19 protein-coding genes are annotated in these 20,829 nt (G+C 44.7%); 12 read left to right on the forward strand and 7 right to left on the reverse strand.

Translation table 11 applies throughout. The annotated features are described in order from the left end of the window. The first annotated feature begins 16 nt into the window (after nt 1-16). A complete protein-coding gene (gene aroE / locus MARME_RS00355; protein WP_013659283.1) occupies nt 17-817 on the forward strand; it encodes a shikimate dehydrogenase in 801 nt (266 codons plus the stop codon). A 47-nt stretch (nt 818-864) separates the two neighbouring features. Next, the gene (locus tag MARME_RS00360) at nt 865-2,022 is read left to right on the forward strand and encodes a GNAT family N-acetyltransferase (protein WP_013659284.1); all 1,158 of its coding nucleotides are present in this window, start codon (nt 865-867) and stop codon (nt 2,020-2,022) included. Between the two features lie 29 nt (nt 2,023-2,051). Here the strand turns inward: MARME_RS00360 and hmpA are convergent, their stop codons facing one another. Beyond that, nucleotides 2,052-3,242: an NO-inducible flavohemoprotein gene (gene hmpA, locus MARME_RS00365; RefSeq protein WP_013659285.1), complete on the reverse strand. Its 1,191-nt coding sequence runs from the start codon at nt 3,240-3,242 to the stop codon at nt 2,052-2,054. A gap of 168 nt (nt 3,243-3,410) precedes the next feature. Between hmpA and norR the strand changes: the two genes are divergently transcribed. Beyond that, nucleotides 3,411-5,051 carry a nitric oxide reductase transcriptional regulator NorR gene (gene norR, locus MARME_RS00370; RefSeq protein WP_013659286.1) on the forward strand — a complete coding sequence of 547 codons (1,641 nt, stop codon included), beginning with the start codon at nt 3,411-3,413 and terminating at the stop codon, nt 5,049-5,051. 7 nt (nt 5,052-5,058) lie between these two features. On the opposite strand, the gene MARME_RS00375 is transcribed toward norR, so the two are convergent. Then, a complete protein-coding gene (locus tag MARME_RS00375) occupies nt 5,059-5,475 on the reverse strand; it encodes a globin domain-containing protein (protein WP_013659287.1) in 417 nt (138 codons plus the stop codon). 1 nt (nt 5,476) lies between these two features. Then, on the reverse strand, nt 5,477-5,674 hold the full coding sequence (locus MARME_RS00380) for a hypothetical protein (RefSeq protein ID WP_013659288.1): 198 nt from the start codon (nt 5,672-5,674) through the stop codon (nt 5,477-5,479). Nucleotides 5,675-5,992: 318 nt separating this feature from the next. Between MARME_RS00380 and MARME_RS00385 the strand changes: the two genes are divergently transcribed. Next, nucleotides 5,993-7,309: an MATE family efflux transporter gene (locus MARME_RS00385; protein WP_013659289.1), complete on the forward strand. Its 1,317-nt coding sequence runs from the start codon at nt 5,993-5,995 to the stop codon at nt 7,307-7,309. Nucleotides 7,310-7,479: 170 nt separating this feature from the next. On the opposite strand, the gene MARME_RS00390 is transcribed toward MARME_RS00385, so the two are convergent. Then, complete coding sequence (locus MARME_RS00390; protein WP_083799714.1) at nt 7,480-9,132, reverse strand: lipoprotein N-acyltransferase Lnb domain-containing protein; 1,653 nt, start codon at nt 9,130-9,132, stop codon at nt 7,480-7,482. A 32-nt stretch (nt 9,133-9,164) separates the two neighbouring features. Beyond that, nucleotides 9,165-9,530, reverse strand: a complete 366-nt coding sequence (locus tag MARME_RS00395; protein ID WP_013659291.1) for a PEGA domain-containing protein — start codon at nt 9,528-9,530, stop codon at nt 9,165-9,167. A gap of 356 nt (nt 9,531-9,886) precedes the next feature. Between MARME_RS00395 and MARME_RS00400 the strand changes: the two genes are divergently transcribed. Both MARME_RS00400 and MARME_RS00405 read left to right on the forward strand, forming a co-directional pair. Then, nucleotides 9,887-10,501 carry an outer membrane beta-barrel protein gene (locus tag MARME_RS00400; RefSeq protein WP_013659292.1) on the forward strand — a complete coding sequence of 205 codons (615 nt, stop codon included), beginning with the start codon at nt 9,887-9,889 and terminating at the stop codon, nt 10,499-10,501. 321 nt (nt 10,502-10,822) lie between these two features. After that, nucleotides 10,823-11,038, forward strand: a complete 216-nt coding sequence (locus tag MARME_RS00405; RefSeq protein WP_013659293.1) for a DUF2798 domain-containing protein — start codon at nt 10,823-10,825, stop codon at nt 11,036-11,038. Nucleotides 11,039-11,276: 238 nt separating this feature from the next. On the opposite strand, the gene MARME_RS00410 is transcribed toward MARME_RS00405, so the two are convergent. After that, nucleotides 11,277-12,683 (reverse strand): alanine/glycine:cation symporter family protein, encoded by a 1,407-nt coding sequence (locus tag MARME_RS00410; protein WP_013659294.1) that lies wholly within the window; start codon nt 12,681-12,683, stop codon nt 11,277-11,279. A 320-nt stretch (nt 12,684-13,003) separates the two neighbouring features. Next, nucleotides 13,004-13,702, reverse strand: a complete 699-nt coding sequence (locus MARME_RS00415) for a pyridoxamine 5'-phosphate oxidase family protein (protein WP_013659295.1) — start codon at nt 13,700-13,702, stop codon at nt 13,004-13,006. Between the two features lie 111 nt (nt 13,703-13,813). On the opposite strand from MARME_RS00415, the gene pdxR reads away from it, so the two are divergent. From pdxR to MARME_RS00445, 6 genes are all read left to right on the forward strand, one after another. Beyond that, a complete protein-coding gene (gene pdxR / locus MARME_RS00420) occupies nt 13,814-15,328 on the forward strand; it encodes a MocR-like pyridoxine biosynthesis transcription factor PdxR (protein WP_013659296.1) in 1,515 nt (504 codons plus the stop codon). A 315-nt stretch (nt 15,329-15,643) separates the two neighbouring features. Continuing rightward, nucleotides 15,644-16,777, forward strand: a complete 1,134-nt coding sequence (gene alr / locus MARME_RS00425) for an alanine racemase (RefSeq protein WP_013659297.1) — start codon at nt 15,644-15,646, stop codon at nt 16,775-16,777. A gap of 64 nt (nt 16,778-16,841) precedes the next feature. Further along, on the forward strand, nt 16,842-17,723 hold the full coding sequence (locus tag MARME_RS00430; RefSeq protein WP_013659298.1) for a DUF4392 domain-containing protein: 882 nt from the start codon (nt 16,842-16,844) through the stop codon (nt 17,721-17,723). Between the two features lie 100 nt (nt 17,724-17,823). Then, nucleotides 17,824-18,681, forward strand: a complete 858-nt coding sequence (locus MARME_RS00435) for an aminotransferase class IV (RefSeq protein WP_013659299.1) — start codon at nt 17,824-17,826, stop codon at nt 18,679-18,681. A gap of 272 nt (nt 18,682-18,953) precedes the next feature. Further along, nucleotides 18,954-19,856, forward strand: a complete 903-nt coding sequence (locus MARME_RS00440; RefSeq protein WP_013659300.1) for a LysR family transcriptional regulator — start codon at nt 18,954-18,956, stop codon at nt 19,854-19,856. 105 nt (nt 19,857-19,961) lie between these two features. Further along, nucleotides 19,962-20,762, forward strand: a complete 801-nt coding sequence (locus MARME_RS00445) for a putative hydro-lyase (RefSeq protein ID WP_013659301.1) — start codon at nt 19,962-19,964, stop codon at nt 20,760-20,762. The last annotated feature ends 67 nt before the right edge of the window (nt 20,763-20,829 follow it).

Below are 20,829 nucleotides of genomic sequence, written 5' to 3' on the forward strand. Positions count from 1 at the left end.
TTATTTGAGGTTTACATTGGATCAATACGTTGTTGTTGGGAACCCGATTGCCCACAGTAAGTCGCCTGCGATTCACGCAGAGTTTGCGAAACAAACAGATCAGTCTGTGTACTACGGTACGTTACTCGGCGAAGAAGAACGCTTTGAAGCACAGGTTCGTGATTTCTTTTCTGAAGGCGGGAAAGGTATGAATGTGACGGTCCCGTTTAAAGAACGAGCTTTCGCAATGTGCGATGTACTTAGCAAACGGGCCGAACTTGCTGGCGCAGTTAATACGCTGATGCTGGGGAAAAATGGAGAAATATACGGTGATAATACCGACGGCGCGGGTATGGTGCGTGACATCGTTCATGTACTGAACCAGCCGCTAAAAGGAAAACGTATACTTATTATTGGAGCTGGTGGCGCTGTCAGAGGCGTGCTTGAACCGGTATTCGCGCAAGCGCCTCTCTCGGTCACGGTCGCGAACCGTACTGTTTCTAAAGCCGAAGCACTTGGGAAAATATTTGATTGCGTCGCGTCTTCCTTTGATGCGTTAGAAGGCCCGTTTGATGTCATCATCAATGGCTCATCTGCCAGCTTATCGGGGCAGCTACCCCCATTAAAAGACGAGCTAGTAAGCGAACACACCTGGTGCTATGACATGATGTACGGGAAAGAGCCGACGGTCTTTTTGAAGTGGGCGCAGGGGTTGGGCGCGAAAGGCGCTGATGGACTGGGTATGCTTGTTGGCCAAGCGGCTGAAGCCTTCTTTTTATGGCGTCATGTTCGCCCTGAACAAGCGCCCGTTATCGCCCAATTACGCAGTGAGATGTGATCACGGTATTCAGAGTGAGAATTGCAATTGAGTATTAGGAGAATTACTTGAAGGCACAATGGTTCGATTCTGTTGAAAAGCTAGGGCGAGATCGTTGGAATACGGCGATTGGTGATACTGCATACCCGTTTGCTCAATTCGATTTTCACCTTGCTTTAGAACAAAGCAACAGTATTGGGGAAGGCACAGGCTGGTATCCAGAGTACTTATTGGTAACAGAAGACGACGACCAACCGATTGCGATTGCTCCGACGTATCTTAAAACACATTCTCAGGGCGAGTTTGTGTTTGACTGGTCATGGGCCGATGCCTATCAGCGCTATGGTATGGCGTATTTTCCAAAACGTATCTGGGCCGTGCCATTTTCACCTGTAACGGGACCACGAGTGTTCTCTCAACTGGACCCGACGGGCGAAAGCCAAGAATTTGGTCATCTGTACACCGCGTTGGCGGACTTAATGACGGATGCAAATAAAGCCCGAGACTTTTCAAGTTGGCATCTACTCTTTACGAAGCAACATCATGCAGAGTTGCTCGTGCAAAAGCCGGAGTTGCTGCATCGCGTTTCTTGTCAGTTTCATTGGTTCAATCGTGACTACAAAGACATGACGCATTACTTTTCGACGTTTTCGAGCCGTAAGCGAAAATCGGCCCGTAAAGAGCGTGAAAAAGTCGCATCTCAAGGCATACACCTTGTTAGAAAACTGGGTAATGAGCTCGACAAGGAAGAGATCGGTTTTTTCTACCAATGCTATCAGGCAACCTATGCCAAACGTGGTCAAGAAGGCTATCTGACTCAAGCTTTTTTTGAGCAACTCGTCGATAGTATTGGCGACAAAGTACTGTTGGTAATGGCGTTTCGTGGAGAGCAGCGAGTTGCCGCTTCTTGGTGTTTTTTCGACAATCACAGTTTGTATGGGCGTTATTGGGGCTGTATTGAAGAGTTCGACTGTCTGCATTTCGAAGCGTGTTACTATCAAGGTATCGAATTTTGCATTGAGCGCGGGCTGCAACATTTCGATCCCGGTACTCAGGGCGAGCATAAGATTGCACGTGGTTTTGAACCCGTTTTTAGCCACAGTATTCATTACATCGAGCACTCTGGCTTTCGTGATGCCATAGAGCGCTTTTGTGATGAAGAAACCACAGCAGTGCGTGAGTATCATCAAGACACCCACACATTGCTGCCGTTTAAGCAGACGTAACTGTTTGAGGCTTCTTAGATGTTGTTGAGTTAAATATCCAAATGAGGGCCGAAAAGTTCATAATGTATTCGGCTCGCATCCACGCCTAACTCTAGCAGTTGTTGCTTTATAAAGGTCATAAAGCCAACTGGACCACACAGATAAAAATCCCCTTGTTCAAGCGGCAAAATGTCTTTCATTGGCTCAAGCTTCATTAAACCTTCTTGCATCGTCTCGTCGACAACATTCGCCTGTTCGAACCAATACTGTGTGGTTAGGTTCAATACGGCTTTTTGCTCTTTAACGTGCTCTTTGAATGAAAGTAACGCTGTATTTTTACAAGCATGTAAATAGAAAACAGGTTGAGAGCTTTTCTTATCCGCTAATGTATCCAACATGGCTTGCATTGGGGTCAAGCCGACGCCCGCTGAGATCAAAACAACGGGTTGATCGGTTTCTTTTAAAGAGAAATCACCTGCCGGAGGCATGGCTTCAATGATGTGACCTTCTTGAACGTGATCGTGTAAATAATTTGAGACGATGCCCTCGCACTCTCCAGAGGTTTCTCTCTTCACACTGATTCGATAAGTGCGATTATTTGCCGATGTCGAGAGAGAGTATTGACGTATCTCATCGAATTCATGTCCGGTTGGATGTATTTTAATCCCAAGATACTGGCCGGGTTTATAGTGGATTACTGCGTTTTGATCGACAGGCTCTAAAACGAAACTGGTGACTAACTCAGATTCGGGTGTTTTTGAGATTACTTTGAAGGAACGAAACCCTTCCCAGCCGCCTTCTTGCTCTGCTCTGGTTCGGTATAAGTCACCTTCTACCTGAATAAAGATATCGGCGAGCTGCATGTACGCGGCAACCCAGGCTTCTTCAACGTCTTTAGTGAACGCGTCAGGAGCAAGCTCTCGTAACGTTTCAATAAGATGATGCCCGACGATTTCATATTGCTCTGGCTGAATATTGAAGCTGGTATGTTTATGTGCAATACGTTGTACCGCGTCTGTTAGAACATCAAGGTTATCGATGTATGTTGCGTACGCTGCAATGGCATTAAACAGAGCCGTGGGCTGACGTGTTGTGTGTTGGTTACTCATATTAAAAACATGCTTTAGCTCGGGATTATGCGTGAACATGCGGTTGTAAAAGTGCGTTGTGATGGCCGTGCCTGCAGAGGCTAGTAATGGGATAGTGGCTTTGACGGTATCAATGTGTGTCTGAGTCAGCATGGTTTTTCCTTATGAGCAATGAGTGTTACAGAATACTAAGCAGTAAATAGCGAAACTCATGCCAAAAATTAAAAACGAATATTATCAATAGGTTATGAATTATTGTCAGAATATAAGAGTCAAAATGACTTGATTAATAGTCGGTCTATTTATTATAAAAGAGTCAAAATGACTCAAATTAGGCCGACCTCTGTGAATAAAGTGACTCAAAGTTCGTTATTAAACCTTGCGATGGATCTTGCCAGTGTGACCGCTCAATCTAATCGTTTTGAATTGCTTATTAGCGCGGTACGTGGCGCGATAAATTGCGATGCGGTTGTGTTGTTGGAATGTCGAGAAAACGTATTAGTACCGCTTGCTCAACGAGGGTTATTGGATGATGTTTTAGGGCGTCACTTTGTAATTGATGAGCATCCAAGGTTAGCTGCCATCTGCGAAGATCGATATCCGGTGCGATTCGCTGCCGATTCTCCGTTACCCGATCCTTACGATGGCATGGTTGTTGGACATGATGATCTTTCGGTGCATTCCTGTATGGGAATCCCGTTGTATTTGGAAGGCTGCTTGATCGGAGCGGTCACATTAGACAGCATCGCGCCGAATGAATTTGATGAAATCGACAGTCGTGCTTTGGACATCATTGCAGCGATGGCGGCAATGGCTTTGAATACTTCGATGTTAATGTCGAAGCTCGAACGAAAATCGCATCGTGCGCAGTCTTTAGTTCAAGCGCTTACTGAGGATGAGCATTTAAAAGAAGGTTCATCAATATTGGGTCAGAGTGAGGTTATGTCTAAACTGACGCAATCGATTGAACTGGTCGCACCGTCGGATTTTGCTGTGTTGATAGAAGGTGAAACAGGCGTGGGTAAGGAGCTGGTCGCCCGAAAACTTCACAGCTTGTCACAACGTGCCAGTGCGCCAATGGTGTACGTTAATTGTGCTGCTATTCCGCAACACCTAATCGAAAGTGAGCTGTTTGGTCATGTAAAAGGGGCATTTACAGGTGCAGATAGGGATCGAGACGGTAAGTTTTTGCTTGCTGATGGTGGTACGTTATTTCTGGATGAAATAGGGGAGTTGCCGTTAGAAGTCCAAGGCACATTATTGCGAGCGATTCAGAATCAAGAAATACAGGCTGTCGGTCGAGATAAAACGAAGAACGTCGATGTGCGCATTATCGCAGCGACGAACCGCGTCCTCAGTGATGAAGTTGAGAACAAACGGTTTCGTGCGGATTTGTTCCATCGGCTAAGTGTTTTTCCTGTCCATGTGCCGCCACTGAGAGAGCGGCAGGGTGATACTCTCCTATTAGCGGGACATTTTGCTGAACAGTACCGTAGAAAGCTTGGTTTACGGCAGCTTATTATTTCGGAGTCCGCTGGTGAGGTTCTTAGAGGCTATCGATGGCCGGGCAATGTGAGAGAGCTAGAACACGTTATTTCCAGAGCGGCGTTGCTTGCACGATCTGATCAACAATCAGAATTAACGGTAATTGGACCAAGTCATTTAACCGGTATTCAGGAAGGGAAATATACACCGTTCTCTCAACCTGAACCTCAACTTAGCAGTGAAGATGCCCGTCAATTCAGTTCCAAAGATGAGTTTTCCAGTGCTGATGTTCACCCAGTCGTGAATTTAAAAGAGGCAACGGAGCGTTATCAAAAAGGTATCATTCTTGATGCTTTGCGTCGAAAAGAGGGGAATTGGGCGCAGGCCGCACGCGAGTTATCCATGGATCGCGCTAATTTGGTACGGCTTGGAAAAAGGCTTGGGATTACGGTTCATAAAAGTGTCGTTCCTAACTGATTTTTAGCTAATCATCGTGCCCATGACGGGCTTGGCTTACCTGATGGATGCGTGTTGCTGGAAACTTTAGTTTCTCGATAAGATAGACTTTTAAATCTTCTGGGTAATTTAGACTGTCTAGCGCATCGCTCATACAGCCGAGCCACATCTTTTTTTCTTTTTCGGCAACGATCAAGTGTGCATGCGCTTGCGGTAAGCTGATTTGACCATAAGTCTTAGCGAGCAAGCGCTTGCCGCCAGTCCAACCAGATAGGAATGCAACCAGTTTATCGATGGCAATCGGCGTCTCGTCTGTGTGCATATCAAATAGGGGGCGGTAACGGCTGTCCGATTCCATTATTTGATAAAAGGCTTCAACTAAGGTTTGAATCCCTTCAAGTTGCCCGAGCGCCCTGTAGGTCGCATCACCAGTACCGTATGCCAATTTAGTTATCCTCGTCAGGAATTCTATTCTTCGCCGCTTTTTCTTTATCCATTTTAATCGAATTACGGTAGCCGCCAAGTGCTGCGAGTGCACCGATAATCAAGCTCATAATCATCGGGATCTCAAACAGCATGGTGATACTGACAAACACACAGCCGACCGCCAAGCCTTCAAGAATAGGTTTGAATGATTTTTTCATTGCAACTCCAGTGGATAATTCGCGCTATTTATGAGTAAAGGCGCCAGTATAATAACCTCTTGTGGAAAAATAAATCTGAAATCTCGAATGAGTGACTCAAAAAGGAGATAATTTCAGCGAAGTTGTGTGTAAAAAGCGTTAAAATTCATTAATCCACAGATTGTTTCAGAAAAAAGACGGTTCTCGGAGTAATCTCATATAAATCATGTGTATAACCTGTATGCTTTTCCACAATGATTTTTTACTTGTTTCGATTGTCTTTTATCCACATAGCGAGCTTGTATGATTAGACTATTTCTCTTCACTAAAGGGTGCTGAATGACGAACTCGGCGTTAAATCGCAAAATTTGGCATCTTGCGTGGCCCCCAATGCTTTCAAATATCACGACGCCCTTGCTTGGGTTGGTCGATACCGCAGTTGTTGGTCATTTAGGAACCGCGACTCATCTCGGTGCCGTGGCAATAGGGGCGTCGATTTTTAGCTTCCTTTTTTGGGCATTTGGCTTTCTACGTATGGGTTCGACGGGCTTAACGGCTCAAGCATTCGGCCAAAAAAACAACGATAAAGTTCAAGCCTTGCTGGTTCAGTCAGTGTTAATGGGCGTCTTCATCGGTCTAGTTTTAGTCGTATTTCGGTCTCCTATTATTGACCTAGCAATGTATCTCATGTCACCAAGTGAGGAAGTCGCACCGTGGGCGCGGCTTTATTGCGAAGCGAGAATACTAAGCGCCCCTGCGGTGTTAGCGGGCTATGCGCTCATTGGTTGGTTCTTTGGCGTGCAGTACTCCAAAGGGCCGCTGTGGATGCTGCTTGTAATCAATGTGATTAATATGGTGTTGGACTATGTCGCGGTGTATCAGTTTGGCATGGCAAGTGAGGGTGTGGCGTGGGCGACCGTCATTGCGCATTACTTAGGCACCTTGTTTGCGTTTTTCCTAGCCTATCGAAAATTGGCACAATTAAATTTGGTGGTGAAACTCTCGTCTGTACTCGATTGGCAACGCTATGTTGCCTTGATTAGAGTAAATCGATATTTATTTGTGCGTACGGTTTTGCTGTTGATCGTTATGTTGTTTTTCACGGCGCAAGGCGCGCGTCTTGGCGATGACGTTCTTGCTGCAAACGCTGTATTGCTTATATTTTTAACCATTATTTCCAACTCACTGGATGGCTTTGCCTTCGCACTAGAAGCGCTTTGTGGGGAGTATTATGGCAGTAAAAATAAGACGTTATTTAAACGAGTCATTGCTTATTCAAGTTTATGGGCGTTGATCGCTGCGATTGGCCTGAGCGCGATATTCTGGCTATTTGGTGAAGCGATCATTGAGTTATTAACGAATGTGGAACCTGTTCAGCTCGCCGCTAAAGAGTACCTACCTTGGTTGATTGCCTTACCGCTACTCGGGATCTGGTCGTTTATGCTCGATGGTATTTTCATAGGCACGACCAGTGTTAAACAAATGCAGGATACTATGATCTTGTGCGTACTTGGTGTGTTTTTCCCTGTTTGGTTTTTAAGCCAAGGCATGGGTAACCACGGGCTTTGGCTGGCGCAAGCGAGTTTGTTTGTTGCTCGGGCGGTGACGCTATTGATTTGCTATCGTAAGAATATGAAACAGGAAGTATGGTTTTAAATGTGAGTCTCAAAAAAGAATATGGACTGAGACTAGGGAAGGTATCAACAAGTCCACTGGCTTCAGCGTGTGGATAACGCTTCTTTATTCGAGACAAGTTTCGCTGATAAGATTGAAGCTCATAAGACTTATTTGTACCTTCCCTAGGTATCGTTTAATACCTGCTGCAATCAAAAGTGATAAGAAAATGTGAGCCGATGTTCTAGCTCTTGGTGTTTTTTCTTATGAGCACTATAGGCAGCTCCAAACTGACTACTTATTCTTTTATTGAGACTAAAAGTACGATTGGAAAGGTTTCTGAATTCGTATTTTGCCGAAAAAGAGTCAGATTTAAAATTTATTCCAGAATAAATAGGGAAACTGATTTGTTCACTGATTTCTACACTTGGTATGCTATAGAACAAGAAAGATGAATAGGAAAAGGCCCCTCCTATCCCCACGGTAGCAATACCTTCAAGGTGGTTATTTTCATTTCTGTCCGCACCTATTCTTAGTTTCCAAGATGGCGTGCGCGTTACAAAGTTTAGAGGTGTAATAGCTTCTATATTAACTAGATCTAGGGATTCGATCTTAGTTGTCCCGTTGCTTTCAACCAGTTCTATTGATGCTGCTTGGAGGGTTGAAGACAAAACATTGAAACTGCGTTGTTCGAAATGGGAAAAATCTACGGCTGAGAGTGTTAAGTTAATGGCATTGTCTTGCAATCCAAATTTCGCAGAAGAAATGAGAAGCCCGTCATTGCTTCGATCACTTGCTGATTGATGTTCGGGTAGCCCATCTAAGAGTGAATCATCTTTCCCATAGGTGTCCAGTAGTCTCCCGTAAGATGAGTATGGCCTTCTGTAGCTTTCAAAGCTTAATCGCGATGCTTGTACTGCTACCTTTCCTATTTTTGGGTTTTCAGAGTATTCGATGTCTGGGTCCAAAAACATTTCCTTGGCTGTTTTTTTGTCATTGCTACTCAAATTGCGGTATCCCTCATTAAATTGAGCAAACAGTGACTTCAATTCAAAGCCTTTAGTATTTTCGATAGATTGGGCTCGATACGCTAAGAGTAATGGTGTGACAATGTTGGGTTTTTCACCAAAACAGTTACATGAATGGTTGAGTGCTTCGAATATATAAGTAGAGCAATTTTGATAGAAAAAGTTGTACGTTAGCTGTTCTTGACTTTTTTCTTCAAAGAAATTAATCAGCTTTTTGATCTTGAGGCCGGGGGTATTTAGCCTAATAAATCTTAACTCTCTTGATTCTTTATTGTTATAAAAATCAATAATTTGATGAAGTGGCAATACCTTGACTTCCGCGTCTATGTGAGAGAAACCCCCATCTACTAATTGTTCTAAAGCGGTTAGGCCTTCAGTTGGAGCCAAGACAGAAATAACAGGTGAAAAGTAAAAGTCTCTTTCATCTAAGAATAGGAGTAGCGAGTGACCAAAGTATGACATAGGCGACTTTAAGCTTTCACCTGCAATGATGAGATAAGGGGTTTTATTGCGTAAGACAGATCTAAGGTTTGAGCTCGTATTGTTGGTTGAGCACCGCTTAAGATAAAGCATTAGCTCAGAATGGAACGCATATGCTTCTGTTTTATTTAATAGTGACGGAGAAGACAGGATTTGAGGAGAGCACCCCATGGATACGATTTGATTTTTTAGACTTTCATATCCCATCCCCTTCCTTTTCTTTATCTGGGTAAGGAGAGGAGACGCATTCTTAAGAACGAACTCTGACAGTCCATATTCAAACGAAAAACTATTTGAGAACGAAGGGGGAGAAAACAGGAGTAAAGCCAGAATACAATTTAATACGATATTTTTCATATACTGGCTTTGATAGCTCTAGATTCGATTATCTAGTTTTTAGGAGGCATTTCTACATAAATGGCATTTGGTGCATATTCGTACACTGCGCCAGTGATAAAGTCAGTAGTAGAAAGATCCCAGAAAATATTAAGTGCAGCTACTGGATCGAATTCTTTTGTGATCTCACGCGTTACTGATTGGTAACCTTCTTTCGAGAACATCACTGATTGCGCTTTGTTTTTCTTGAACGATGCACTTACAGGTGTTTTACCGATCAAAGCACCGTCTACATATACGCTCACGCCTTCAACATTCGAATTAAACGTTAGTGTTTGGTTTGATCCTGACATGATAGTAGCACAGCCAGAAAGTAGCAAAATCATAGAAGACAAAGCGATAGCAACGATTTTTTTCATTTTTTAAAATCCTTTAAATAACAAACAAATAATTTGAGTGGCGTATTCTCTCCTTTATTTACATTATTTTGCAAATTATTTGTCTAATTTCTGCAGTATCTTTGTACATATTGAGCGTATTCACTTATCACGGTATTTTTGAACCTGTCAGGCCTTTTATTTTTAACTAATTTTCGTGGGAGCTCACGCTCTAATATAGCTTGGTCGCTATTACTTAATCATCTGTATGGGATTAATTAAGTTGTCGTTGAGTTCTTTCATCAAAGCGTAAAGGTTTTTACAAAGTTGTAAGTGTTATTTACGGGTGTGAATCGCTTGTTTAGTATTCTCCTTTTGCATGTTTAGAGGGTTCTGTCATGAAACGCCTTTGTCTGGCCGCTTCTTTCTTATTACCTCCAATCACAGCATCTGCTGACGATTCGAAATTTCAGTTTGGTGTTGGATTCTTTGGTCAATCTGCGTGGGCTGGTCGTACTGAGATACAGGGACAAGGCAGTGCGCGGGAGCAGACGGTTTATACTTCTGGTGTCTATGCTAACAGTCGATACGTCTTCAACGACAATGTCGCGCTGGATGCTAACTTTCATTGGGCGCCCAGTGGCCAGAAAGAAACGCGAAATGATGTTGGTGGCTCTAGCTCAACTAGGACATCCGATATTGAAGGCTTTTCCGCGACGGAAATGAACGCTAATTTCCTAGTGGGGTTGTCTCTGTATCGACGTGGCTGGTATGGCTTTACCGGTGTTGGCGTATTTCAGGAGGAGTGGACATACACTGGCGGAAGTGAACGTTTCACAGGATTCCAAGTGCCCGTCGGTATTGGCTATAACTTTAAGAATATTTCAACGGAGTTTCAGGTTGGGTTTAAAAATGTGTCGGATTACGCGGAATTTTATCACCAAGAACTGAGTCGCGATTCACTCGACTTATTTGTTGGTTGGGCAAAATTTGGAGTACTTGCGAACTTCTAGCAAACCCATGATCTCGTACTCTTTAAGTAGGGTTCACTTCTGCACACGGTCAGCAATGTTGCTTGTATAAACTGAAAGGTCTTTGTATTTCAGTTTTTAGTAGGTTGCAGCGATATTAGCTTCGCCTTAAGATAAAAGTGTATTGCTATACAGGCAGTTCTTCCTTCTTGCCTAGATAGTCATTACATTGTGGAATCGCATTCTACCTTTTTTACTTCGTCATCAGAACGTAGAAAAAAGGTGTCTTAGAGCCGAACTTCTTTCTTTTTTGATGAGAGAAGTGACTGGCAGCACTACTTCTAAACAAATACGGATCAAACAATGAAGCTTCGAATTATCTTCGCCGTGCTTATGTCATTTACCTTATCTTTGGTGATGTCTGGCTGGGTTACCTTTTTGAACATTGGCGCACAATCATACTTTTTTGGCGCGTGGATCCATGCTTGGATACTTGCATGGCCGGCGGCTTTTATTATCGTGTTTGTGAGTGGGCCTATCGTCCAAAAATTATCGAAAAAAGTCGCCGACAGCTTTTAAGATATCATTTCTACAGTACTGTTTCTAAAGTATTAGTGGCGAAGGGTACAGATAAAGAACCGTTAGTTGCTACTCTTTTATTTGTCTATGACAGATGTGGCTTCTATCGAATAGGCTAATAAGGTTCACTTGAAGTAATATCGCTGCGTTGCTATATATGAGTGTGCAATAGAAGGCCTAGAAGAATAAAAAAAGCACCTGTTACGGTGCTTTTTTTATTCTAGCTTATTAGAGTCGTTTACTTTTTGTGTTCATCCCACACGCTAAGATCAATTTCGTCTTTTACTTCAGGGAAGTTATTGACGTCGAATCGCGGGTTACCGCCTTTCTTACGTTGGCTGAAGTAATCACGTGTTAGCTTAGCGACCAGTCCTGATAAGAACAGAATAGCGATAAGGTTAATGGTTGCCATCAAGCCCATAGCGGCATCCGCGGCGTTAAAGACCATTGCCACACTTTCGTACGCGCCCCAAGGAATCATCGCAAGCGCGAGGACGCGCAATATAAAAATACCGGGTTTGTTGGCAAGTTTTAGGAAGGTTAACGCATTTTCGGCATAGCTGTAGTTACCGATAATCGAAGTGAACGCGAAGAAGAAGATCGCAATAGCAACAAAGGAGTTACCAAAGTCTCCAACGTGCTCGGTCATCGCAGCTTGAGTCAATTTAATACCTGTTTCGCCTGAATCTAGTGCACCAGACAGTAAAATCATCAAGGCTGTTGCGGTACAGATCAGAATAGTGTCGATGAATACACCCAGAGCCTGCACTAACCCTTGTGATGACGGGTGATGAGGGTTTGGTGTTGCAATGGCTGCGATATTGGGTGCTGAACCCATGCCTGCTTCGTTTGAGAATAAACCACGTTTGACACCGTTTAACAGCGCACCCGCAACACCTCCTGCAGCTTGTTCAATGCCGAAAGCGCTTTTGAAGATTAATGCGAACACGGCTGGCACATCATGGATATTGCTGAAGATAACGTAGAAAGCAATAACCAGATATAGCAATGCCATGACAGGTACTACGATTTCAGAGATACGTGCGATCCGTTTAATACCGCCGAAGATCACGATCGCTGCCAACAGTGTTAGTACAACACCTGTTACAACCTTGTTGACGCCAAATGCACCTTCTACAGCACCCGCAATTGAGTTTGCTTGAACTGCATTGAATACTAGACCAAACGCTAAAATGAGAGCGAGTGAGAAGACTGCGCCGGCCCAGGGTGCTTTTAAGCCTTTTGCGATGTAGAACGCGGGTCCGCCGCGCAATTGTCCGTTTTCATCTCGAATTTTATAAAGCTGAGCGAGGGTGCTCTCTGCGTAGGAGGTCGCCATACCAATTAAGGCAACGACCCACATCCAGAAGATGGCGCCCGGTCCGCCAAGCGCAATGGCGACGGCTACGCCTGCAAGGTTACCTGTGCCAACACGTGAAGCGAGGCTTGTGCAGAGTGCCTGAAAGGGGGAAATGCCACCTCGGTCTGACTGGGGGGCTTGGAAAACGGTGCGAATCATTTCTGGGAAGAAACGAATCTGTAAGAAACCTAAACGCAACGTGAAGTACACGCCCACAGCCAAAAGGCCGTAAATGAGGATATAACCCCAAAATATCGTGTTTAGGAAATCAATTATTGCTGCCATATGTGGCTCTCCCGTTTGTTATGTTTTTGAGTTAGGGGACTTTTTAGTGGACTAAAAGAAGGCTTTTGATACTCTTTGCGCACAAAAAGTGTGCAAAGGTTATCGATTTATTAAAATATATCAAGCGCTAGGAAGGATTTAGCGCACAATAAAGGTGCAAATAAGGTGTAAGGTGGTTCTTTGTTTCTTCTATTTTTTTGTTCTTATGGACTATAAAATGCAAAATTAAAGCCTATTACATTGAATGTAATAGGCTTTTTCGATTTTTTCTCTCGATTTTAGGCGGACTAAAAATAGGAGACCTTGTTAAGTATGCACTATTAAAAGGCAGAGGGTGGGGTTGGCTCGACAAAATTCGATGATTGGTGCTCTTTCATGTCTATTTTTGGGTTGGCCCCTGAATCTTGTTCTGCTTTTCCCCAACTGCGCTCTAATGGAAGTACTCCTGCCCATACTGGCCAATCTAAGTCGTCTTCGTCATCATTGACACCTTCTGCTCGCATTTTGACAGAAGCCTCTTCAATTTTTATACGAGCAAGTCCAGTCGCCTTAATTTCAATGTCTTTGATCGGCCTTAAGGAATCCCAACGATTAGGACTGACTTTATCCAACATGTTTTTAAATTGGCGTACTTTCTCATCGTCGTTTTCGATGAGTTCAGGCACACCAAATAAACTGATAGAGCGATAGTTCACGGAATGGTGAAATGCAGAACGGGCAAGTACTAGGCCATCAAGTGCGCAGATATTAAAGCATATTTTCTTCTCTTCCTTGACGCTATCTCGGACATTTCGGGCTTTGCTGTGAGCATGCCAGTATAGATACTCACCGTCACGCCAATGGCAGGTTGGTGTGACAAAAACTTGCCCGGCTTTAGACTGTGCGATATGTCCTATAAGAGTCTCATCGATGATTTTGTACACTGTTTCGGTGTCGTAAAGAGCGCGATTAGAGCCTCTTTTAACGGTCGAAAGCTCTGTTTTGATCGATTCGTTTCGTTCTTGTGATGTCTGACTCATAAAGTGCTCCTTTAGACCGTTATTGCTTAGCGTATTGAATGGCTAAAACTATGTTGAAAACAGTAATTAAAACGGCGGTTAAAAATAGTATGAAACAATAGAGTCAGCATAATGAGATCTGGTATTGTTATAAATATCCACTTTATATATAAGCAACCAGTCCAGATTATGAGTGCCATTGCCAGCTTAACGCTCAGTGTGAGTCACAATACAACGCCTTATTACCAACAATTGCGAGAGCAAATCCTTACTGCGATTCGAGAAAAAAGGGTCAAGTCTGAAGAAAGGTTGCCTTCCACTCGTAACTTAGCCAAAACGCTTGGCATTTCGCGCAGTGTTGTCACGCATACGTACGATCAACTCATTGCAGAGGGCGTGCTGGTGAGTATGCCAAAGCGAGGAATTTTCATTGCAAATGTGTCGCATATCACCTTGCCTTCGGCGCGCTTAAACTCCGTCGCGGTAACCGATATCGAGAAGAATGAAGGTAGTAAAGGTGACGCCACGCCTGCACGGTATTTCGATTCGAGTGCGGATCACAGCGTCTTTCCTTATCGAGAGTGGGCGGCGAGCGTCCGGCGTTCTTGGCTAAACCCTGATCCAAATATCTTGATGGGGAACTACCGCTTGGGCTTCCCCGCATTGAAAGAGCAATTGGCGAAATTTTTACATTCGTTGCGTGGTATTGAATGCGATCCCAGTCAGATTATTATCACTGCGGGAAACCGTGATGCGTTGCAATTGCTGCAACATCTTTTGAAAAGCCAGGTTGCGCTTTGGTATACGGAAAACCCAACGTACTTACCGATTAATGCCTCGCTTACTGGCGAACTTAGAGGGTTAAATATAATTGAGGGTGGCGTATCGCCGCCAGATACTCAAGCGACTTGGGCGGCCGTGCTTACGCCCTGTCGGCAATATCCTCTTGGTGTTAGTTACAGTTCTCAATATAGAGAAAAATGGTTACAGTCGCTCAGCGAAGGGCAAGGTTATGTTATTGAGGACGACTACGATAATGAATTCATCTATCAAGGTCGTCCGACGGTGACGCTATTTCAAGCTGCCAAATCACGTCCTTATGCCGAAGAACGTGTATTTTACGTTGGTAGCTTTTCAAAGACACTGTTTCGAGGTCTAAGGTTGAGCTATGTGGTGGTGCCTAAAGGCTTTGTTCGTTCAGTATTGGACAGTCAAATAATGATTGGGCAATCCGCTTCTTTGCCTATGCAACCTGCTCTTTCTGATTTTATCGAGTCTGGCGCTTTTTATCGTCACCTGAACAAAATGCGTCGGCATTATCGCTTGAAACGAGACTTTTTGGAGGCGTTATTGACGCTGCATTTGTCGGACTGGTTTGAGTGGGAAAAGCCAACCGGGGGCATGCACATTCTTTTACGCTATAAATCACCATTGTCAGAGGATCATCAACACGCGCAGCGGTTGAAGTCTCAGGCGTTCGTGCAGGGCCTTACACTGAGTTTACTAGAAGAACATTACCTCGATCCTGAAAGCGCCCCGAAAGGCCTTGTTCTCGGTTTTTCTAATACGGCAGAAGAAGACATGGAACGGTGGGTGGTGTTGTTGCGGGATTTGATGACCGAAGGTGTTTTTGACCCTGACGGTTAAGTTCTTAAACGCCAACTCCCTAATGACTTTGCCTTTTTAGTTCGATCCGCATTGTTACACATCCCCCATTCTCACCTGAGGCCTTATTCAACAAGGCTGTGCCTCTTGATGCTTTTCTGCTAGCGCAAAGTTCTGTGTATTTCGGGCATGTTGGAGTATTTTATCGAAAAATTTAAAATTATAAGTTAATTGTTTTTAAATAGTTTCATTTTTAAGTTTTATATACCTTCTCTTGTTTTCTTTCCAGCGTATAATTTCAAAACAAGTAATTTAAGCAGTGGATGGTACTGGCGCTGAAAGTATTTGAGGGGGCGTATGTTTTATCGCGATACGTGGGTGGAGGTCGATTTAGATCGAATCGCACACAATGTCAGTCATATAAAAGAGCATTCTGGCTACGAGCATTTATTTGCGGTTGTAAAAGCCAATGCCTATGGTCATGGTGATGTAGAGGTTGCCCGTGCGGCATTAGACGCGGGTGCGACTCACCTTGCCGTTGCGTTTTTAGACGAGGCATTGAGTTTGCGTTTGGCGATTAAAGACGTGCCTATTTTGGTCATGGGGCCGGTTCGAGTCGAAGACATCTCACTGGCCGCAGAGCATAAAATTCATATTACGGTCCATGATATGGATTGGATAATGCAAGCTGCACACTACCGTGGCCCTACCGTAAATGTACACCTCAAAATGGATTCGGGTATGCATCGAATTGGCCTGACAAGCGCGGCGACGTTGGCGTTAGCAAATTCGACGCTCAGAGAGCATAAACATATCAATCTAGTGGGGCTCTTTACGCATTTTGCCACGGCGGATTCGTGCAAAGATTATTATTCACAGCAGCTTAAAAACGTTGCCGAGATGACTGCGGGGCTTGATCTCAATACGTTTGAATATGTACATCAATCGAACAGTGCTGCTTTGCTTTATCAAACGCCGCAACCGAACGCGAACTGCGCAAGACTGGGGATCGCTATGTATGGTTTGGCGCCCAATAATGAGATGTCTTCTCCCGTCAGTTTGAAACAGGCCTTTTCTCTACATAGCCGCATCACACAGGTAAAGTCTATTCTTGCGGGGGATAAGGTCGGTTATGGCGCAACCTTTGAAGCGAATGCTCCGATGAAGATCGCCGTGATTCCGATTGGTTATGCCGATGGTTGGCTCCGTTATCACCAAAACCGTTCTGTGAGTATTAAAGGAAAACTTTATCCGATTGTCGGTCGCATTTGCATGGATCAGTCTATGATTCTAATAGACGAAACGATTACGACTGGCGATCAGGTCGATCTTATCAATGATCAATGTACGGTCGACATGGCGGCAAAAGACTTACAAACCATTAACTATGAAATTGTGTGCTCCATTTCTGATCGAGTGCCAAGACGGTATCTGCAAGGCGGCGTCACTGTGTCTGAGCGAAATGACCGTTTCAGACACTTATCGATTTAAGTAAAAGGCAATTTAAGTAAAAGGCGATTTAAAAAAGGTCGCGTTCTGACGAGGCAATGAAAGTGTGACGACCCAGAAAACCACATCAGAAAGCGTACTGGAGGCGATCAAGCTAAGTGCACAGATCGAAGATTTGCTCGTCTCTCGTAATCTGCGTGGTATGAAAACGGTTCAAGCTTCCTTGCGAAAGGGTTATTGTCTTCGCGCTGCAATGATGATGCATGAATGTGATGGGCATGTCTTGATTGGTACGGGGTTTCCTGTTGCGGACACCTTTGAAACAGACGGGCCGGTCGGTGCGATTTCTCTATATCGGGCATTTGAAGCCGTCGGCGCTCGTCCGATTATGGTGTGTGGTGACCCCTTAGCGTCAGCGATAGCCGAGGAGTTTACCGTTGAAAAATTGCCAATCGGTGACGTTTTTATATCGGACAGAATGGCACAAGCGGCTCGCATACTTGAAAAGTACCAACCTCAGCTTGTTATTTCGATAGAGCGTCCAGGCCAAGCGGAGGACGCTAGCTATTACAACATGCGCGGTGAATCTATTGTGGTTAATTCCGCGAGCTTTGATGAAATCATTTATGAAGCTGGCTGCCCGACCATTGCCATCGGAGATGGTGGCAATGAAATCGGGATGGGGAATGTCAGACCCGCACTGCGTGGCCTTGATATTAAACCTGCGGTAACGCGTTGCAACGAGTTAATCGTCGCGGATGTTTCGAATTGGGGCGGCCACGCGCTTGTTGCGATGATGGGCTGGTTATCAGGTAAAGATCTGCTGGCAGATTTTGATAATAGGGACGTGCTTTCTTATTTGTCAGAGCGTGGTAGTGTTGATGGCGTTACACGGGAAAACACCCTTACAGAAGATGGCCTTAGTGTCGAATATGGCGACAAAATGTTGCATGGTCTACGCAACTTAACGGGTTTTAAGGACAAGTAGAGTGAACAGGTAAAAGATAGAAGAAAAGATAAGAAGGAAATGAGTGTTGTTCTATACGACTGCGATGCGCACTACATCACCTTGATTATGGGAGAAATTGATGAGTATTGTATATCTTAATGGCGAATACATGCCCATGTCGGAAGCGAAAATTTCGCCAATGGACCGAGGTTTTCTTTTTGGTGACGGCATTTATGAAGTCATCCCTTCGTATGATGGTAAGTTGGTCGGATTTGCCCCGCATATTGAGCGAATGGAGCAAGGTCTAAATGCCATCGATATTGAACTCGGTTACAGCATTGAAACATGGCGCGATATTTCTGAGACGCTCATGTCGAAAAATGACGGCGCTAACCTTGGTATTTATCTGCATGTCTCACGTGGGCCTGATACAAGGCGTTTTCACGCCTACCCAGAGCACGTGACACCAACGGTCTATGCGTTCTCCTTTGAAATTGCACCTGAGCCAAAAGCAAACAAAGCAACGGTTAAGCAATATGTGGTGTCATCGACGCAGGACATGCGCTGGCAGCGTTGCAATATTAAATCTACGGCATTATTAGGGAATGTGATGCATTTCCAACAGGGCTATAAGGCGGGTAACAGCGAAATTATCTTGTTTAATGCCAATAATGAAATCACCGAAGGCAGCACCTCAAACGTTTACATTGTCAAAGATGGCGTCGCCATAACACCTCTGCTTGACCATCAAGTACTGCCTGGCATTACGCGCTTAGTGTTGTTGGATATTTTACGCAAAGAGGGAACCATCAAAGTTGAAGAGCGTGTGGTGACGATGGACGAAGCACGTAATGCCGATGAGGTATGGTTGACCAGTTCGAGCAAAGAAATTGTTCCTGTCGTTGAGTTAGATGGCGAGCCCGTTGGAGATGGTCAAGTCGGGGATGTTTGGGAAAAAGCACAAGCTTTATACTCGGCGGGAAAATATGATTATTAAGCGATCTTGAGACCTTTGCTCACGACGCTGTGAAAGGCCTTTCTTTATTTTTTAATTCCTTGTTTTTATTGGATGTTATTTTCGTTTGAAGCCCATTGATTGCTCAATGGGCTTTTTTGGTATGTGAGTTGAATCTCTTCGTTTTGCGCTTTTAAGTTGATTTTCACCTGATAACTGTGTTTGAAATAAAAAAGGCGCGCGTAATTTATAGTCAATTTTAAGATGATTCGAGCCTACTTTTACAATAATACGATCAAACGAGTGAGTCTCACGTGAACTACAAACGCCTCGAAACCTTTATCTGGGTGGCAACCTTAGGCAGCTTTCGCAAAGCGGCCGAACAAATGCATACAACTCAGCCCGCCATCTCGGCGCGCATCTCCGGTTTAGAGTCCGAATTGGGGGTGAAACTGTTTGAACGGGAAGGGGGATCGAGCCCCATTGCGTTGACAGCGAAAGGCAAAGAACTGCTTCCCTATGTCGAAAAAATTCTCTATCAGGCAGAGGAGTTACGAAAACGCACCGATGTTGCGACCGCCTACTCAGGCACGCTTCGACTCGGTGTCTCCGAAACCATTGCCAACACTTGGCTGCCTGCGTTACTCACGCGCATTCATGAAGATATGCCCAATCTTGAAGTGGAGATGACGGTCGATGTGACGACGAACTTGGCGGTGGGCGTGAAAGAGCGTTCACTGGATTTGGGCTTACTACTCGGGCCGCTTTCGGAGCCCAGTGTGGTTAATGTGGAGCTTTGTCACTATCCCTTATCCTGGGTCGCGAGCCCTAAACTTGATTTGCCGGATCGATTGCATTATCTGGAAGAGTTAGCAAATTGGCCGATTATTACTTACGCCAGAAATACCAAGCCCTACACGGAAATTAACCATAGATTTCGATGTTTAGACGGCCCACCTGCTCGATTTTTTGCCTCGACTTCCCTCGCTGCATGTCGCAGCTTAGCGATTGATGCCGTGGGCATTGCAACCTTGCCAGACATTATGATCGATGTAGATATCGAACTAGGAAAACTTAAGAAAATCAAATCGATCTGGAGCCCGAGTGATCTGCATTTTACTGCGTCTTATTCTGATGACCCAATCAACCCATTCTCAGAAATGACCGCAAAAATGGCCGCCGAAGTGGCGAAGGAGTATGCCGACGCCCGCGCTTGATAAAAAAAATTGATCAAAAACCTAAAAAAAACACGATTAGACTTTTTTATGCTTCCAATTCTATTCTTAAAAAATCCAAATTGTGGCAAAACTTAGGAATTTGATATGACAAATGGCCCTTTAACTTTGATGCAACAAACGTCTGCGTTGCGTCAGGCGATTCGCAATCAAGAGCATACTGGCCCAACCAGCGGTTTAGCAACGGGCGCGATGCAAGGCAACGTGGTGATCTTGCCAAAAGAATACGCCGATGAGTTTTTGATGTTTTGTCACCTCAATCCGGTTCCATGTCCGTTGATCGGCGTCTCCGCAGTGGGCGACTATCGGATGCCGATGTTGGGTGAAGACATCGATATGCGCACCGATATCCCGGAGTATTACGTGTACCGAAATGGTGAAGAGGCCGAAAGGTGCTATGACATTTCTTCGTTATGGCAAGACGATATGGTGGCCTTCGTTCTTGGATGTTCGTTCTCTTTCGAAAATGCCTTGTCTCAAGTCGGGCTGACGCCTCGAAATATCGAAGAAGACGTCAACGTTTCTATGTTCGAAAGCTCTATTCCAACCAAGCCTGCTGGACGTTTTTACGGCAACACCGTGGTAACCATGCGCCCGTATACACCGAAAGACGCTATTCGAGCGATTCAAGTGACAACCCGTTTCCCTAAAGCACATGGCGCGCCTCTGCATTTTGGCGATCCAAGTTCGATCGGTATCAACGACCTGGCAATCCCAGACTTTGGGGACCCAGTCTCTGTGAAAGAGGGTGAAGTCCCCGTTTTTTGGGCCTGTGGGGTGACGCCTCAACTGGCGATTAAGAATGCGAAACTGCCGATCTGTATTACACACGCACCAGGCAAGATGCTGGTGACTGATTTGCTAGACGCCGATTTGGCGGTGTTTTAATCCGTTTCCCGCTGTTGGTGTGAATGCTGCATTGCCTCAATACGCAAAAACGGTGAGAGCAAGTAAT

It is taken from the genome of Marinomonas mediterranea MMB-1, from assembly GCF_000192865.1.
Taxonomy (GTDB): domain Bacteria; phylum Pseudomonadota; class Gammaproteobacteria; order Pseudomonadales; family Marinomonadaceae; genus Marinomonas; species Marinomonas mediterranea.

What these genes read in the sequence shown, in the direction of transcription:
- MARME_RS00385 (WP_013659289.1), top strand. Translation starts at nt 5,993, where the DNA reads ATGACGAACTCGGCGTTAAATCGCAAAATTTGGCATCTTGCGTGGCCC.
- MARME_RS00415 (WP_013659295.1), bottom strand. Translation starts at nt 13,702, where the DNA reads ATGAGTCAGACATCACAAGAACGAAACGAATCGATCAAAACAGAGCTT.
- MARME_RS00445 (WP_013659301.1), top strand. Translation starts at nt 19,962, where the DNA reads ATGACAAATGGCCCTTTAACTTTGATGCAACAAACGTCTGCGTTGCGT.
- norR (WP_013659286.1), top strand. Translation starts at nt 3,411, where the DNA reads ATGACTCAAATTAGGCCGACCTCTGTGAATAAAGTGACTCAAAGTTCG.
- MARME_RS00400 (WP_013659292.1), top strand. Translation starts at nt 9,887, where the DNA reads ATGAAACGCCTTTGTCTGGCCGCTTCTTTCTTATTACCTCCAATCACA.
- alr (WP_013659297.1), top strand. Translation starts at nt 15,644, where the DNA reads ATGTTTTATCGCGATACGTGGGTGGAGGTCGATTTAGATCGAATCGCA.
- MARME_RS00405 (WP_013659293.1), top strand. Translation starts at nt 10,823, where the DNA reads ATGAAGCTTCGAATTATCTTCGCCGTGCTTATGTCATTTACCTTATCT.
- MARME_RS00410 (WP_013659294.1), bottom strand. Translation starts at nt 12,683, where the DNA reads ATGGCAGCAATAATTGATTTCCTAAACACGATATTTTGGGGTTATATC.
- MARME_RS00395 (WP_013659291.1), bottom strand. Translation starts at nt 9,530, where the DNA reads ATGAAAAAAATCGTTGCTATCGCTTTGTCTTCTATGATTTTGCTACTT.
- hmpA (WP_013659285.1), bottom strand. Translation starts at nt 3,242, where the DNA reads ATGCTGACTCAGACACACATTGATACCGTCAAAGCCACTATCCCATTA.
- pdxR (WP_013659296.1), top strand. Translation starts at nt 13,814, where the DNA reads ATGAGATCTGGTATTGTTATAAATATCCACTTTATATATAAGCAACCA.
- MARME_RS00435 (WP_013659299.1), top strand. Translation starts at nt 17,824, where the DNA reads ATGAGTATTGTATATCTTAATGGCGAATACATGCCCATGTCGGAAGCG.
- MARME_RS00380 (WP_013659288.1), bottom strand. Translation starts at nt 5,674, where the DNA reads ATGAAAAAATCATTCAAACCTATTCTTGAAGGCTTGGCGGTCGGCTGT.
- MARME_RS00390 (WP_083799714.1), bottom strand. Translation starts at nt 9,132, where the DNA reads ATGAAAAATATCGTATTAAATTGTATTCTGGCTTTACTCCTGTTTTCT.